At 57.7% G+C, this 16,053-nt stretch carries 13 protein-coding genes; 5 read left to right on the forward strand and 8 right to left on the reverse strand.

Annotated features, from left to right (window positions below):
* Positions 1-2: 2 nt before the first annotated feature.
* From ABJO75_RS15190 to ABJO75_RS15200, 3 genes are read right to left on the reverse strand one after another with little or no spacing between them, the layout of a single operon-like run.
* Positions 3-1,286, reverse strand: coding sequence for a TRAP transporter large permease (locus tag ABJO75_RS15190; RefSeq protein ID WP_348134294.1), 1,284 nt, complete (start codon positions 1,284-1,286; stop codon positions 3-5).
* Position 1,287: 1 nt separating this feature from the next.
* Positions 1,288-1,797 carry a TRAP transporter small permease gene (locus ABJO75_RS15195; RefSeq protein ID WP_348134296.1) on the reverse strand — a complete coding sequence of 170 codons (510 nt, stop codon included), beginning with the start codon at positions 1,795-1,797 and terminating at the stop codon, positions 1,288-1,290.
* A gap of 60 nt (positions 1,798-1,857) precedes the next feature.
* The gene (locus ABJO75_RS15200) at positions 1,858-2,820 is read right to left on the reverse strand and encodes a TRAP transporter substrate-binding protein (RefSeq protein ID WP_348134298.1); all 963 of its coding nucleotides are present in this window, start codon (positions 2,818-2,820) and stop codon (positions 1,858-1,860) included.
* A 281-nt stretch (positions 2,821-3,101) separates the two neighbouring features.
* On the opposite strand from ABJO75_RS15200, the gene ABJO75_RS15205 reads away from it, so the two are divergent.
* Positions 3,102-3,815: a FadR/GntR family transcriptional regulator gene (locus tag ABJO75_RS15205; protein ID WP_348134299.1), complete on the forward strand. Its 714-nt coding sequence runs from the start codon at positions 3,102-3,104 to the stop codon at positions 3,813-3,815.
* Between the two features lie 98 nt (positions 3,816-3,913).
* On the opposite strand, the gene ABJO75_RS15210 is transcribed toward ABJO75_RS15205, so the two are convergent.
* From ABJO75_RS15210 to ABJO75_RS15225, 4 genes are all read right to left on the reverse strand, one after another.
* Entirely contained in the window at positions 3,914-4,219 is a 306-nt protein-coding gene (locus tag ABJO75_RS15210; RefSeq protein ID WP_348134301.1) for a hypothetical protein, read from the reverse strand.
* A gap of 476 nt (positions 4,220-4,695) precedes the next feature.
* Positions 4,696-5,481: an MOSC domain-containing protein gene (locus ABJO75_RS15215; RefSeq protein WP_348134303.1), complete on the reverse strand. Its 786-nt coding sequence runs from the start codon at positions 5,479-5,481 to the stop codon at positions 4,696-4,698.
* A 32-nt stretch (positions 5,482-5,513) separates the two neighbouring features.
* Complete coding sequence (locus ABJO75_RS15220; protein ID WP_348134305.1) at positions 5,514-7,148, reverse strand: pyridoxamine 5'-phosphate oxidase family protein; 1,635 nt, start codon at positions 7,146-7,148, stop codon at positions 5,514-5,516.
* Between the two features lie 58 nt (positions 7,149-7,206).
* The gene (locus ABJO75_RS15225; protein WP_348134307.1) at positions 7,207-7,833 is read right to left on the reverse strand and encodes a glutathione S-transferase; all 627 of its coding nucleotides are present in this window, start codon (positions 7,831-7,833) and stop codon (positions 7,207-7,209) included.
* A gap of 183 nt (positions 7,834-8,016) precedes the next feature.
* Here ABJO75_RS15225 and ABJO75_RS15230 point away from each other — a divergent pair, with 183 nt between their 5' ends.
* Positions 8,017-8,913, forward strand: a complete 897-nt coding sequence (locus tag ABJO75_RS15230; RefSeq protein WP_348134309.1) for a LysR family transcriptional regulator — start codon at positions 8,017-8,019, stop codon at positions 8,911-8,913.
* A gap of 103 nt (positions 8,914-9,016) precedes the next feature.
* On the opposite strand, the gene ABJO75_RS15235 is transcribed toward ABJO75_RS15230, so the two are convergent.
* Positions 9,017-10,675 (reverse strand): winged helix-turn-helix domain-containing protein, encoded by a 1,659-nt coding sequence (locus ABJO75_RS15235; protein WP_348134311.1) that lies wholly within the window; start codon positions 10,673-10,675, stop codon positions 9,017-9,019.
* 189 nt (positions 10,676-10,864) lie between these two features.
* Between ABJO75_RS15235 and ABJO75_RS15240 the strand changes: the two genes are divergently transcribed.
* From ABJO75_RS15240 to ABJO75_RS15250, 3 genes are all read left to right on the forward strand, one after another.
* Positions 10,865-12,325: a tetratricopeptide repeat protein gene (locus ABJO75_RS15240; protein ID WP_348134313.1), complete on the forward strand. Its 1,461-nt coding sequence runs from the start codon at positions 10,865-10,867 to the stop codon at positions 12,323-12,325.
* A gap of 289 nt (positions 12,326-12,614) precedes the next feature.
* A complete protein-coding gene (locus tag ABJO75_RS15245) occupies positions 12,615-13,772 on the forward strand; it encodes a hypothetical protein (RefSeq protein ID WP_348134315.1) in 1,158 nt (385 codons plus the stop codon).
* Positions 13,773-14,063: 291 nt separating this feature from the next.
* Positions 14,064-16,022, forward strand: a complete 1,959-nt coding sequence (locus ABJO75_RS15250; RefSeq protein WP_348134574.1) for a hypothetical protein — start codon at positions 14,064-14,066, stop codon at positions 16,020-16,022.
* Positions 16,023-16,053 lie beyond the last annotated feature (31 nt).

The following is a 16,053-nucleotide window of genomic DNA, read 5'->3' on the forward strand; positions in this document are numbered from 1 at the left end:
GGTCAATATCCCAGCAGGCGCGGCAGCCCGAGGCTGATCGCCGGTACAAACGTGGTCAGCATAAGCGCGACAAGAATGGCCAGATAGAATGGCCAGATGGTACCAATGACGCTTTCGATGCGTACCTTGGCAATTGAACATCCGACAAACAGGCAGGGCCCGACAGGTGGCGTCGTCAGCCCAAGCCCGAGGTTCATCATCAGGATCATGCCGAATTGCACCGGATCAACACCAAGCGCCTTTGCAACGGGCAAAAATATCGGCGTGCAGATCAGGATCAGCGCGCCCATGTCCATGAACATGCCCAGAACCAAGAGCGACAGATTGATCAGCAGCAAAAGAACGATCCGGTTTTCCGAGAGCGACTGCATCCCGGCCAGAATTGCGGAGGGCACCTGATAAAGGGTGATGAAATAGCTGAATGCTTGTGCGGTTCCGACAAGGATCATCACCATCGCCGTGGTCCGGATGGCTTGTGTCACGCTGTCACGAAAGCCCTCCCAGGTCAGCGAGCGATAAAAGAAGACGGTCACCAAGAGCGCATAGATCACCCCGATTGCCGCACTTTCGGTGACGGTGAACACCCCCGAAACCACGCCACCAATGATGATCACGGCTGTAAAGAACCCTGGCAACGCCGCGCCCATCGCAAAGACTACGGCGCGCCAGCCCGGAAACCGGCCGGTCGGATATCCACGGCGGGCTGCGATCATATATGCCGCCACCGATAGGCACAGGCACAACAGCATGCCGGGCACAACGCCCGCGATAAACAGCGAAGTGATCGAAATTCCGCCGCCTGCCGCAAGCGCGTAGAGGATCATGTTGTGGCTCGGCGGGATCAAGACGCCCGCGATAGACGAGGTGACGGTGACATTGACGGTATAGTCATCATCATACCCGCGCTCGCGCATCATCGGGATCATCACAGACCCCAAGGCAGATGTATCGGCAACGGCTGACCCGGAAATCCCGCCAAACAGCATGGACGTCAGGACATTAACGACACCCAAGCCGCCTTTCACCTGCCCGACAAGCGACTCGGCGGCGCGTACCAGCCGAATGGCGATGCCACCACGCATCATGATTTCGCCCGCGAAAATGAAGAATGGAATGGCGAGCAAGGAGAATACGTTGATCCCCGCGACCATGCGCTGAAACACAATCAGCTCGGGGATCCCCTGATAGATTGCGGTGACAAGGGCCGAGACGCCAAGTGCGAAGGCAATCGGAATACCGGCCACCACACAGACGGCAAAGACAACGAGAAGCAGCGTCAGTCCCATGTCAGGCTCCTCCCGCCGCTGCGTCATCCCGTGGCGGGGCCGGATCGATGCCTTTTGCCAGAAACCAAACCCGTTCGACCATGAACAGGACGATCAGCGACCCCGTCAGGATCAGCGGCGCGTATTGGAGACCCTGCGGTAGGCCCAACAGCGGAATGTCGCGACCCCAGGTCCCGATCACCAGCGGCCAAGAACCGAAAACCATAGCAACGCCAAATCCACCCAGAACCAGTGAGTTCGCAATTTCCAGCGCGCGCTGTGACTTGGGCGGCAAAAGGTCGGATACATACCCGATACCGAGGTGAAAATTCTCACGGAGACCGATGGCTGCCATGGGCAGGGCAACGATCAGGATCAACAGCAGCGCTGCCTTTTCCGTCCATGTCGGCGTGTCGTTCAAGACGTAGCGGCCCCAGACCTGCCACCCGGTCAGGACAACAAGCAAGACCAGCGCCACCGAACTGAAGGCGACGACGCATCTGGCCAAATGATCGAGAGCTTTCCAGCGCATAAAGCGATATCCAATCTTTGAGGATATGGAGGGCCGCTCACGCAGCCCTCCGGAATTGGATCAGTCGGTTTCCTGGATACGCTTCAAAAGATCAGCAACCACCGGATCGCTGGCAAACTGCTCATAGACCGGGCCCATCTTGTCGGCGAAGGTTGTGGTGTCGATGCCTTCGATGATCGTTGATCCGCCAGCTTCGACGATTTCCCGCGACTTGGCTTCGCGCTCGGCCCAGAGCTCACGTTGATACAGCGCCGCTTCCTGTGCGGCCTCCTGGATGATTGCCTGATCAGCTTCGGAAATCTTGTCCCAGGTCGATTTGGCAAAGATGATGCCCTCAGGAACAATCGTGTGGTTGTCGATGATATAGTAGGGCGCGACCTCGAAATGGCCGGTTGATTCATAGCTGGGCCAGTTGTTTTCCGCACCATCCACGACACCCGACTGGATCGAGGTGTAAACCTCGCCAAACGGAAGTGGCGTTGCGTTGGCGCCCAGTGCCTCGACCATGGCTACGTTGATGTCGCTGTTCTGGACACGGAATTTCTTGCCGGCGATGTCTTCGACAGAATTCAACGGTGCATTGGCGTAAAAGCTGCGCGATCCGGATGCGAACCACGACAGGGGCACCATATTTGCCTCGGCCATCGCGGCGGCGATATCGGCGCCGATCGGGCCTTCCATGACGCGGTACTGATGTTCCGGGTCCTTGAACACGTAGGGCAGGGATGTGACGCCAAGCTCCTTGACGGTGTTCACCATCGGAGCCGTGGAAAACACACCGTAATCAAGCGCGCCAAACTGCAACTGTTCGGTTGCAAATTCGCCCTCGCCAAGAGTCGCGCCGTGATAGTTTTGCATCTGAACGCGACCCTCGGTCCGTTCCTCTACAAGTTCGACAAAACGGTCGAGCGCAATCGACACCGGATAATCCGGCACATGGGTGTTCCAGCCGCGAAGTTCCTGCGCCTGCGCCGTACCCGCCAGCAAGATTGCGGCAAGTCCAAGTTGAATTTTTCTGTTCATTGTCTGTCCTCCCTAAGATCGTTGGACCCGATCACCGACCCTTCTGTCCGTGACAACCGGCCTGAACGCACAGGTCCGACCAGTTTCCAAAACACATCTCGTTTGCGCTTCATTCGCCCCCTAATTCTAGGTGGTGGAGCGCTCAGATGTCATTTTGGTCCGTCCAATTATGACAAATGGTTGATCTTTTCCATTTTGGCAAGACCAATTTTGCCCCGCCGTCTTTTCCCAGCCTGTGATCTCTGATAGCTATGTGGGATATCCCAGTGAGGAGGGCACCAATGGCAGGGGACACAAGGGCCCCCGGAATGCGGCTCTACCGTCAGGTAGCCGACCGGGTCGCCCGCATCATCGCGGACGAAGCCCTGAAACCCGGGACCCGCTTGCCGCCGGAACGAGAGCTTGCCGCACGTTTGAATGTTGCCCGTTCCACATTGCGCGAGGCGATGATCGCCCTGGAAATTTCGGGGCAGGTGACGATCCGCACGGGTTCGGGAATCTATGTGACTGAAACCGCCGCCAGCGCTGAGGACGATCTTGGCCCGAGCCCGCTGGAGCTGCTGGATGCCCGTGAGCTCATCGAAGGTGAAATTGCCGCCAGAGCCGCCATGTCAATCGACGCCAACCGTTTGATGGCCATCGAAGCCAGCATAGAAGCGATGGCAAAAGCCCACGAGCCTGACACGCATCGAGAAGCGGATCGCGCCTTTCATGTCGGGCTTGCCGAAGCGACTCGCATCGATCCGCTTGTCAGCATCGTCGACAATCTGTGGTCGCAAATGTTCTCGCCGATTTTCGAACGGATGGGCGTGCTGACCGGACTGTTCGGTGATCCGGATGACACCGCTCTCCGACATCACAGATTGATTCTGGATGCACTTGCTGCACGCGACGCAGGGCTTTGCCGCGCGCGCATGCAGGCACATCTGATCGATGTTCGCCGGGTCTTGCTCCGCGCGAGCGCTTTCAGCTCGGATACGCCGGGCAATTCCTGACCTGACAGAGCGCGATGCTGACAGGGCAGGGTCGGCTTATCCCAATCTGGTCTGGCAACTCATGAATCGTAAGGACCAGTAATTAAAGCACTCGCAACTCACCTTGCGTCGATTGCCTTACCAATGGATTCGGCCGCTTTTTCAGCGAGTTCCGCCCTTGCCGAGAGCGCTTCGAGGTAGTTGAGCATTTCATTGTGGTCTGCCCCATCAGGATCTTTCGGCTGGTATCTTTTGATTGCATCAACCACGGCATTGGCAGCCTGTCGCGCCTCTTCGACATCCTCTTTCTTATCGGTGTCCTTGAGCATGTAATTCTCGTCGTAAACGGCAACCACCACAACGGGCAGGGCGTCCATAACCATAAGTGTTGCGTTGATGACGGCATTGTCTTCGTCTCTGCGCACCGGCGGTTCCGCCTTGGTGAACGCCGCCATGCAGAACTTTGAATAGCTAACCGCTGTCAGCTCGACCTCGCCGGGATGCCATTTCTTGGGCTGTGCAACCGCTCGCAGGATGATAGGGTCGTCGCGGTAAACCGTTTCAAGATATTCGACAACCTTGCTGACATTGGTGGTTGGATTGGCGAGCGTTTTTTCGTTCAGCCCACAGCCAACACGATCATCGCGCCGATCACGTCGGATGCCCTATCGCTCAGGCCATCGGGAGGATGTTGACCTACGCCGTACCTTACGTCAACTTTTGACCGGTGATTTCTCTTAGGGAAATGGAAAAGCTATCCCGAAGGCCAATACCTCGGAGTCGGTAAACCTCGGTATCTGGCATGTTGATGCGCCTTGCCCGCGTTGCTTGGCAGACGCGGAGGGCATGACATATCCAAATTATCTGCAACTGACAGCTAGCTTATGGTAACGCCAAAGCGTCAGTCAATCAGCTGTCCGGCCTGACCCGGTATCAGTGTTCCACCTGACAGGACCTCGACATAAATGCCCATGTCCATATGACCGAGTTCCTTGCGCAGCAGATAGGGAAGTTTCAGGTCGCGTTCCGCCGTCTTGGGGTTCACCTCGGTTGCAGCGCAGCGTTTGGTGCGTGACAGGATGCGCAGGCGTACATCGCCAAAACACAGCGTTGACCCGACCGCGTCCAATTCTGCAAAAGGCGGCAGGCCGTCAATTTCGATATTGGCCCGAAAACGGGCCGGATGAACTGGGGTGTTCAGCCGATCACCAAGCGCTTTGACCGAGGCGAGGTTCAGAACGGAAACCGCGTTCATCATTTTCGGCGACACGACCGACACATCCGTGAACCGATGCGGTGCAGATGACACAAAGACCGGTGGTTCCGGGTCGGACAAGGCCAGAACACTGTGCAGATAGGCGGCGGCCTTTTGTTGTTCATCGGAATCGCGCATGTCGAACCGCAACTGTTCGTCACCTGTGGTGATCTCTAGAACACGCGATTGTGCATCAAACCGGGTTTGCAGGCCGGCCAGTGCGGCCTCGTTCGCCAGTACGACAAAGCGGTTCTTGGGCAGCGGTTCAGGGTTCTGCGGGTCAAAGCCAGAATTGTACCGGGCAAAGCCGAAAAGACGATCGCCGGGAACGCCATGTTCTGCCTCAAGCACAATTGACTCAAGCGACTCGGCGCTGAGCCCCTTGACGGGAAAGCGGTTGAGCCGGGTCAGTGCTAGGTTCGTTTCTGCCATTCGCGTATTCCTGTTTGTGGGCCAGTTGTGGATCAACCCGTGGAGCCAAAGGTTTCAAAGTAGATATGATCCGCCGGGACGCCCACGTCCTCAAGACCCGTTCTCAGGTCCGCCAGAAATCGGCTAGGCCCGCAGAGCATGTAACGCGTATCCGGCCCGGCCTGCAATCCGATCAGGTCCGGAGCAGTGATGTGGCCTGTCACCCAACCGTCACATCGGGCGAGATCGTCGGCATCAGGCTGGCTGTAGAACACTCTTTGCCGCAGGTGCGGATGCTGCGTCAGAAGCGCGGTCACGTCGTCCCGCAAAGCGTGGTTCCGACCATTGCGCGCACCGTGCACAAACCAAGTTGGGCGCTGCCCCTGTGCCAATTCATGCAGCATCGACACCATCGGCGTCAGCCCGACGCCCGCGCTTGCCAAAACCACGGGACCGATGCCGTTCGGGATCACAAAGTCACCAGAGGGTTGTTGTGTCTCGATCACGTCACCAACACGCAATTTGTCATGCAGAAAGCGGGACACAAGGCCATGTTCTTCCCGCTTGATGCTGAGCCGATACTGTTCTGTATCAGTGGTTGCACCCGACAGAGAGTAGTTGCGTCTTGACCGCTCGGCCTGTCCCGGAATTTGCACCGAGACCGGCAGGTGCTGCCCGGCAAGAAACGGATCGAGACGGCGACCGTCGGCGGGGGCGAGATAGAATGACGTGATGCTGTCGGTCTCGCCCTCGCGCCGGGCCAGTCGGAGCTTGCGGGACAGGTGGCCCAGCCGGGACCAACGCAACGACACAGCGGCCGGGCGGTCGATCACCGCGTCGATCTCAACATTGATCATGCGCCAGGCATCCGGATCGTGCGAGTTGCGCGGCGACCAATCGATCTCTGCACGCCCCGTGACATGCAACAATCCGCCCGTCTCGAAATCGACAAAGAGCAGGCCGACGCGCGGGTCCGACGTGATGTTGCCGATCGTGTTGAAAAAATTGTTCCCGGCGTAATCAGGGATCTGCAAATGCTGGCTATCCCGCACGTTCACGAAACCCGGCGCGCCTCCGCGATGCGACGCGTCATACCCGTTCGCAGGCCCGGGGCGATCTGCGAACTGGCCCGAACCGATGAACAGCGTGTCGGCCGCGCGGATCCGCGACATCTGATCTTCGCTGAGCCGGTCCGAAGTCTCAGGCGGTGGCCTCTTTGCGACAGGCACACGGCGCCACGACCGTTCGTGGATGTATTGCGGACAGTTTCCAAAGGTCTGGCCAATGTCGATGGCATACCCGTTCGCTTTGGGCCGGATATGTCCGCTAAAACGATTGCGACGCCGGGTGCCGAGTTCGATACCGACCACGCCGATCTCGCCCCCGGTCGCAAGGCGTCCGGCAAGCGGATCATCAGAGGGCAGGGTCGTTTGCATCGTCAGGCTGTGTGGGTCAGGAGACCGGATAAAACCATCCTCACCCTCAACCAGCGTTGTCCAAGTGTGCCCTGCGTCGTCGCTGCTGGCGACCACGAGAAAGGGCAGGGACGAATGAAAGGCACGATGCTGATCGGGCAGGTAATCCCGCACGAAACCGCCTGCCCATTGCGAAACAGCGCCGACGCCCGCGCGCGCCTGTGCTGCGCGCTCTCCTGTGTGAAAAGGATTGGGGTGGGTCGTATTCGTCATCGTGTTCACCTCGCCATATGAGTATGCCGGGGCAGGACAGCCCCGGAAGAGATTGGCCTCAGACTAGTTCGGGAATGGGGGATGTGGCCATGGGTACGAAACCCGGCTGCGCTTCGATGCGCCCTAACCATGTTCGGATGTTCGGGTAAGGTGCCAGATCAACACCACCTTCCGGCGCATGGGCGATATAGCTATAGCCTGCAACGTCCGCGATTGTGATCTCGTCAGTTGCAAGCCACGTGCGATTCTGCAGATGCGCTTCCATCACTTTGAAAAGGGCATGTGCCTTTTGCACCGCCGCTGCGTGATCAAGCGGCGCGCCGAACACCTTGACCAGTCGCGCAGCGCAGGGGCCGGAATAGATGTTGTCGGCAGCGACAGACAGCCAGCGCTGGACCTCGGCGGCGGCCTTGGGATCGGTGGGCAACCACTGTGATCCCTGACCGTAGGTTTGGACCAGATAGATCAGGATCGCATTGCTGTCCGCCAGCGTGTAACCACCATCGTCGATTGCAGGTACAAGGCCAAAGGGGCTGATCTTTAGATAGTCCGGTGCCTTATGCGCGCCGTTGGCCATGTCGAGATCAATCGTTTCATAAGTAACACCCAGAAAGGCCAGCATCAGCTCGACCCGGTGGCAATGGCCGGATTTGGGATTGCGGTAAAGTTTGATCGGAGTCGTCATGGGGTGCGTCCTTTTTTCGGCGGGTCATGGTGTTCAAAGGCTGAGGCCGCTTGGCTCGGCTTGGTTATCGGGGCCACTGAGTGGGTTGGCTGTGTCCCGGAAGGTAATTTGCGCCTCTATGGAAATTAATATAGCAATTCTAAAGAATACTATTTTGCATTTTGATAGTAATAGGGATATCTAATGGACCGTCTCCAGAGCCTTGAGGTCTTTGTCGCCGTGGCCGAAGCCGAGAGCTTTGTCGGCGGTGCGCGCCGCCTTGGGCTGAGTGCGCCTTCTGCGACGCGCGGGGTGAATGCGCTTGAGGAACGGCTCGGTGCGCGACTTTTCACGCGGACAACACGGCGGGTCCGTCTGACTGATGTGGGCAAGGCCTATCTCGAGGATACCCGTCACATCCTTGCCCAGCTTCAGGTCGCTGATGATGCGGCGGTCGGCGCGGCAACGAACCCTGTGGGAGAGTTGCGTCTGACCTGTTCGAATGAATTTGGTCGTATCTATGTGACGCCGATCCTGATGGATTTCCTCAACACCTATCCGGATGTGTCCGCCGACGTGGTCATGGTCGATCGCGTGGTCAACATGGTCGAGGAGGGGTTCGATGTGGCGGTGCGCATCGGGTCATTGCCGTCTTCAGGGCTGGCAGCGGTGCGGGTGGGTCGGGTGCGCCGGATCGTTTGCGGAGCGCCGTCGTATTTTCGGCAGCAAGGTTTTCCGCAAGTGCCGGCTGATCTGACCCATCACCGGATCGTCGCGGCGGCGCCGGTCAGTCCGGTAACCGAATGGCGCTTTGGTCGTGATCTCTCCACGGGCATACAACTGAAGCCTCGGTTGAGGTTGAGCAGCATCGCGGCAGCGATTTCGGTGGCACGGCAAGGCTGGGGATTGACACGGGTGCTGTCCTATCAGGTCGGGCATGACCTGCTGGACGGTACGTTACAAACCGTACTGGAAGACTACGAACCCGAGCCCTTACCCATTCACCTGGTCCATGCCGAGGGCAGACGCGCCCCTGCCAAGGTGCGAACCTTCATCGACTTTGCCAAGCAACGCCTGCGCGCGGAATCAGCCCTGCATTGATCTGACTGACCTCGGTCGGCTGTGGTTCGGCAAACGATGCGTTTGCGACAGCTCACATAACCAATGAATGGTAACTACAGAAAAAGGGAATTCGGGTGGGCCGTTACTCCAATCCGGCCAAACGATAGGACTCTTCGAGAAAAGCATACATTGATGGATCACGTTCAAGCGCGCTTTTCATCATCGCAGCGATCGTCAGTTCGTAGCCGAGGGCAGCATATTCGACCATGGTCCAGTCCGCATCATCCTGCCGTCCGAGGCGACCGTAGAGTGCGATGAGCGCGCGCAGGCAATAGGGGCTGTTGGGCATTTGGTTAACACAGGTCAATGCCGCCTCTTCGGCCTCATCATATCGACGCAGATGAAGCAGCGTGTTGCTATACCCGATATAGTACCAGAACGGCGGCACCGGATGCGTTGCCATGACACTTTCAAATAACGGCAGGGCGGCCTCGGGACGACCTGCCATGGTTGTCAGGGTGGCATAGTAAATCCGGGCATCGTCATTTGCAGGTTGCAGCGACATCGCGGTGCGGAGGTGGTTTAGGGCAACATCTATGTCTCCCGATGGGATCACAGAATGAAGCCGCCCGAGCGCGTAATGCGCAAGCCACAGCTCCGCATCCAGCTCCAACGCCTTTTGCGCGAAATAGAGCGCCTTCTCCGTGTCAGCCCCTGACAGCAAAACCCAGCTGTTTTCAAACCGGATTGCAAAGGCCGCAGCAAGTTCGGCATAGGCTCGGGCGTAATTCGGGTCGCGCTCCAGCGCGCGGCGCAGATACTTTTCGGCGGCAAGACTGCCTTGATAGGTAAACAGGCTGAGTTCACGTCGTGCATGCATCACGTCCTCAAACGCCGCCGGAACGGTGGTCCCTTCACGCGCAAGACGTTGCAGGTCGCGCGGTTCAAGCGTGACATGCATCGCCTTTACGAGCGCCTCCGGCAGCTTCTGGCGATAGCCAAGGAGATTTTCGCGAGGACCTTCAAAGCGATCCGCCCAGATCGTGGCACCGTCAGAACCATTGATGAGTTGCAGCGACACCGCGACATCTCCCCCATTGCTGCGCACACTTCCACCAATGAGATAGCGCGCCGTGAGCACCTGAGACAGCTCGATCAGGCTGTCCAAACGCGCGGCCATCGCCTGAGTCTGGACTTGCGACACAATCCGGATGCCCGAGATTTCCGCCAACCGGATTTCGAGATCGTCAGAAAGACCGCCAGCAAGGAGACGGTCCTGCTCGGCGTCGGCGGTAAACGGCAAAATAGCTACGGATTTTTGCAGGTCGGCGGCCGGAAACGCGATTTGTGTATCCGGTGCGCCCACGCGGGTATCGCTGAACCAGAGATTGATGCCGAGCAGTATTACAGCGCAACTGACGGCCAATATGAGAAGACCTGTTCGGCTGGTCGGCGTCAGGCTAGATTGCCTGCGCGTGTCCACATTCAGACGGTATCCCTGCTTGGGGAAGGTCTCGACAGCCTTGTGCGCACGGTCACCAAGGACTTTGCGGATATCGGCGATGCAACGGGCGATGCTTTCGTCGGTCGCAATCACATCGGGCCAGACCAACTCGCTTAACCGGTCTTTGCTGACGATGCGACCGCGCTCGCTCAGCAGAACCTCGAGCATACGCAGCGACTTTGCCCGCAGCGGCACAGTCCGCCCCTCGGCATCGAGCAGTTGGCCGTCTTGCCAGATGTAACAGGTCCCGCCAAGACGGATATGCTCTGCACCATTGTTGACGGGCGTCTGGGTCATGCCGAAATGGGCCTTTTCTGCTGGGACAATACTGCATTTTCACTTGGCAGGCGAGGTAAATGGCAGGTCAGGCCTTCACGCCGATTTCAGAACGATTTCAGGACTTGCTCAAGACCTTCGCGTCCCTTTGGGGTGTCATGGAACCCGCGCATGGGCGCATCCCAATGTATTGTAAAAAGGAGTTTTCCGATGACAGGAACCATGATGCGGGTGTCGACGGCTGTGGTTGCCCTCTTCTCACTTGGCCTTGCGGCGCACGCCCATGGGGTGGATTTGCCGACCAGCTGCAATCCGCAGGCAGACGCAGCGATGGATGAAGGTCTGACCCTGATGCACAACATGATGTATATTCAGGCCGAAGGTGTGTTCAATCAGGCGGCGACAGCCGATCCGGAATGTGCCGTGGCTCAGTGGGGCATCGCGATGGCGAATTTCCATCCGTTGTGGCCCGGTGGACCGACCCCGGAGGAAACTGCACGAGGCCTGGCCGCCGCGGAAAAACTGGCCAATTTGGCCGCTGGGAATGATCTCGAGCGTGGCCTGAAAGAAGCTGTGCTTGCCTTTTACGCACCCGATCACGATGGATATCGCGCCCGGATTTTTGCATGGGCCGCCGCGCAAAATGATGCCTACGAGGCAAACCCCGATAACATCGATGCCGCCGCGCTCGCCGCTTTGGCCATGCTTGCCTCGGCGCCTCGCGGCGAGGAGGGTGTTGCTGTCAATGCAGCCACCGGTGATCTTCTGGACCGGCTCCATGAGAAGGCACCGCATCACCCCGGTGTCATCCATTATGCAATTCACGCTTATGACAATCCGCCACTTAAGGACCGCGGTGCGCCCTATGCGGTGAAATATGACAAAAGCGCCCCGAATGCCGCCCACGCCCTGCACATGCCGTCGCATATCTTTACCCGCACCGGGGACTGGCCGGCGTCAATCGACCTTAATCGCCGCTCGGCAGAAGCCGCATTGGAAAGCTCTGGAGACGTCATTCAGACGCACTATGTCCACGCGATCGACTATTTGGTCTACGGCCTTCTCCAACTGGGCGAAGCAGAGCAGGCGCAGGTGTTGGTGGATGACATGCTGGCAGAGGACAACCATCAGGTAAGTTTTGGCGGCGCCTATGCGCTCGCAGCGTCACCTGTTCGCATGTTTATGGAACAGGAGAAATGGGCCCAAGCCGCAGCACTTTCCCCGGAATTGCATTCAGCGATCCCTTGGGAGAACTTCCCCCAGACCGAGGCCATGCTTTGGTTCGCCAAGGGTATTGGTGCGGCACGGTCAAGCGATCTGGAAGGGGCCCGTGCGGCTGCCGAGGAACTGGGCACGCTGCATGAAGCGATGGTCGCGCGCGACCAAGGATACTGGGCAAAGCTGACCGAGGGGCAGATACTGTCCGTCGAGGCATGGATCGAATTTGGCCATGGGAATGACGAACTCGCCCTAACCATGCAGGCAAAGGCGGCCGATCTGGAAGACGCGATTGGCAAGAGCCCGGTTACACCCGGACATATCCTGCCGGCCCGCGAGTTGTTGGGAGACCTCTATCGCGAGATGGAAGAACCGGAAAAGGCAGCAGAAGCCTATCGCAGAACTCTTGAGCTTTCGCCTAACCGCGCGCGGAGCCTTGCGGCGCTCCAGTGACGATACAACTTTGACAATTTAATGACTGGTCGCGGACATATCTTTCCTTATGGGAGAAATGTCCGCGGTTCAGGTCAGAGTGTACAGTATGGTGATCTGCTGACCTGTGCTGGCGAAATTGCCGCTTGGGTATTGAGCGGTTCTCACCATATATCACGTCGGTCGCTTTCACAAACGAGCGACGGTATTTGCGCTGCGCCAAGACCCCTTTTCCGCGTCAGAAAACTGTCATATGGTCGATATAGCTGGCGAAATTACACCGGCTCCAAATTACCTGGGCCTGACCAACTTGCAACGATTTACATATTCAGTTCCGAAATTCCTGATCTGGATATTTTCGTCTTATATCGTGCTGCTTGCGTTTCAGGATTTTCAACTCGGCGGCGACTCCTGGAAACAGGGCGACTGGCTCATCAACAGTGTCGACACCACAATTCGGCGCGGGATGATGGGCTCGCTGATTTTGCGCGTCTCGGAAACGTTTTCCCTAAACCCGGTGCTAGTGGTCGTCGTGGTGCAGGTTTCCCTCGTCATCGCCACTGTGGGGCTGATTACGTTGTCCGTGCAGAGGTTGCAGCCTCAGGCCACCATATGGTTGCTGATCCTGTCGCCCGGTTTCTTTGTCAGCTTCTGGTCCCTTGATGATCAAGGCGGCTTGCGAAAGGAACTGATTACGTTTCTGGCCTTTGCGATCTTACTGTTTGCCACGAGCCGCCCAACCCCTAACAGAATTTTGGCATATGTTTCGGCGCTTGTTTACGGGCTTGCGGTCATAAGTCACGAAGGCAACCTGTTCTTCGCTCCGTTCTTTGCCTTTTGCTATTATCTTTTGCTATCCAAAACAGCGATCACCAAGCCGGATTTCATTGGTCTGCTGGCGATTGTTGCCTGCGCCTGCCTGACGACTTTGATCATCGCGTTCAGCTTCGATACGGTTATCGACTACATGCGCGTCTGCCAGCCAGTGCTTGATGCCGGTGCGGGCGCGGACATGTGTGAAGGGGCCATTAAGGCGCTGGAGATTCCGCTCAAGGAATACATGACAGCCACGTTCTGGATGTTCTTTTCACCCAAAGTGCTGTCTTTCACCCTGCTATACGTTCTGTCTTCGGTCTTGGTGTTGATCACCGGTACCCACCTTGTGGGTGGCGGGCGGTTGTTTCTACGCGCCTATATTGGTTCTGCATTCCTGTTCTTGCCGCTGTATGTCGTTGCGGTGGACTGGGGCCGCTGGGTCAGTTTTCACACCTCCGCAGTGATCTTCACCCTGCTGATCGCATTGAGCCTGGGTTTCCCTAAGACCGCGTCGACGGAAGAGATGCCATTACGGAGATTCCAACTTGTTCTGGTGTGCTCACTGGTCTGGGGCTTCTCCCATTTTCTGGATGTGCTGTGGGGCGGAATGGCTTGGAAAACGTTGCAGGCGCTGATGCAAATTGGCGGTTGAGCAGTTTCGCTGAGAAAGTTAATCTGATGCGTAAAGGCAGTCGTTCAAGAAATTGTAATTGCACGATACTTCCAACGCATGATCTAGCAAGATACGCCTATTGGGACGCGATACTTTACGTCCGAACGCATCGGACTCAGGGCTAGTCGCGGGTGTTGTCGGAAAACCGTACAATCGTTGACTCATGTGGCCTACCGTGTGACTTTCCAGAGGAAAGGTAAGTGGAACCCTATTGGTTTCGGGAGAGCAGCAGGTGATCACTTGAGACTTCTCAGGACATTTCGCTTGGGCATGCTTTTCGCCCTCTCAATTGCCTGTACAGCGCTGGCGGATGATCGCGAGGACACATGGCCGAGAGAGCGTGTGTTTCCTTATGCGCCAATACCCGATCTGAGCTTTTTGAACGAAAAGCCTGCGGGCCTGCGCGGGCGTGTTCATGCGCGAGGGGCCGATCTTTTTTTCGCGGATGGGACGCCGACACGATTCTGGGGTGCGAACCTTCAGGCCTATGCGCTGTTTGCAACTCATCCGACAAATATCCGGGCTCAGGCAAAACGCATCGCAGCCCTTGGGTTCAACCTGATCCGCATCCACCATCATGATTCCCACTGGGTCGTTCCGAACGTGTTCGGAGAGAATGCCGCCGGCACAACCCAGCTTGATCCGCAGTCATTGAGCAAACTGGATCAGTGGATCAGCGCCTTGAAGGACGAAGGGGTTTATATCTGGCTGGATCTGCAGGTGGGGCGGCGGTTTACAGCTGAGGATGGTATCGAAGACTTTGATGAAATTGCCAACGACGAAGGGCAGGCGGAGCTGCGGGGGTTCAGCTATGTCTCGCAATCGATCCGCGCTCGGATGCTCGAATTTCAGAATGCCTATCTGAGCCATGTGAACGCGTTTACCGGGATGGCGTATCGTGACGATCCGGCAATCATCGCTGTCCTGATCACCAACGAAAACGACATGACCCATCATTTCGGCAACGCCCTTTTGCCGGACAAGAACGTGCCTGCGCACAACGCGCTCTATATGGCTGCAGCCGATGCTTTTGCCGCAACACACGGGATCGATCGGGAAGAGACATGGCGGTCGTGGGAGTTTGGGGCGTCCAAGATTTTTCTCAACGATATGGAACACCGCTTTCATTCCGAGTTGATGGAAGATTTGCGACAGGGCGGATTTGACGGGCTGATCGCGACGACAAACTCCTGGGGGGGCATGACGATTGCAGGCCTGCCATCGCTCAGCGAAGGATCGATCATCGACATGCACAGCTATGGCGGGCCGGGCGAGTTGACCCACGATCCCAAAACGCAGGCTGACATGTTGAGTTGGCTTGCCGCCGGGCAAGTCGCGGACATGCCGCTGAGCATTTCGGAATGGAACGTTTCGCCCTTTCCGGTCGAGGATCGGTTTATCGTGCCACTGCGCATTGCGACCAGCGCGGCGCATCAGGGCTGGGATGCCCCGATGATCTATGGCTATGCCCAGCAGGCGCTTAACCAGGCGCTGTGGCCGAGCAATTGGGAGGCTGCTAGCGATCCTGCGATGCTGGCAATGCTGCCAGCTGCGGCATTGCTGTACCGACAGGCCCATGTGCAGCAGGCGCGCGACACCTATGCACTCAGGCTGACGCCCGCGCAGCTCTTTGACGGGATTTCACCTGAAAACTCGGTAGCCCTGCGCACATTGTATGAACAACACCGGGTGGTCGTGGAACTTCCGGAGGTGCCCGAGCTTGACTGGCTAAGGCCACGGCAGGCCGCCGAGGGCGCGATTGTCGTGATCGACCCCGACGTTTCATACCTGCCGGACGCGGCGACATATGTAGAGGCCGATACGGGCGAGTTTAGACGGGATTTCAGCAGGGGCCTCTTTGCCGTCGATACGCCGTACACACAGCTGGCGGCGGGGAACTTTGACGGTGCAGAGATTGAATTGAGCGATGTTGCCGTGCGTATGGATGGCCCAATGGCTGCTATGGCGGTGCAAAGTCTGGATGGGCAACCGATCAGGGACTCGGAAAGACTATTGATTTCGCTGACGGGCCGCATCCAGCCTGTAGACCGCGAGCAGTCGGTCTATTTGTGGGAACCCGTGCAGGGCGAGGCCCGCATCCGCGCGCCCGAAGGGCTGAGTCTCAGGCTGCCCGATGGGGCGGTCGTACCTCAGGCCATGGAAAACGGTTCCTACATTCTTGATCTGTCGCAGCTATCAGGTGAGCGGTGGTTCTTGCTTGAGCGGTAGGTGAAGGAGACCAACACGATACCTCGGAACG

Origin of the sequence: Sedimentitalea sp. (genome assembly GCF_039973035.1) — a bacterium.
Classification (GTDB): Bacteria; Pseudomonadota; Alphaproteobacteria; order Rhodobacterales; family Rhodobacteraceae; genus Sedimentitalea.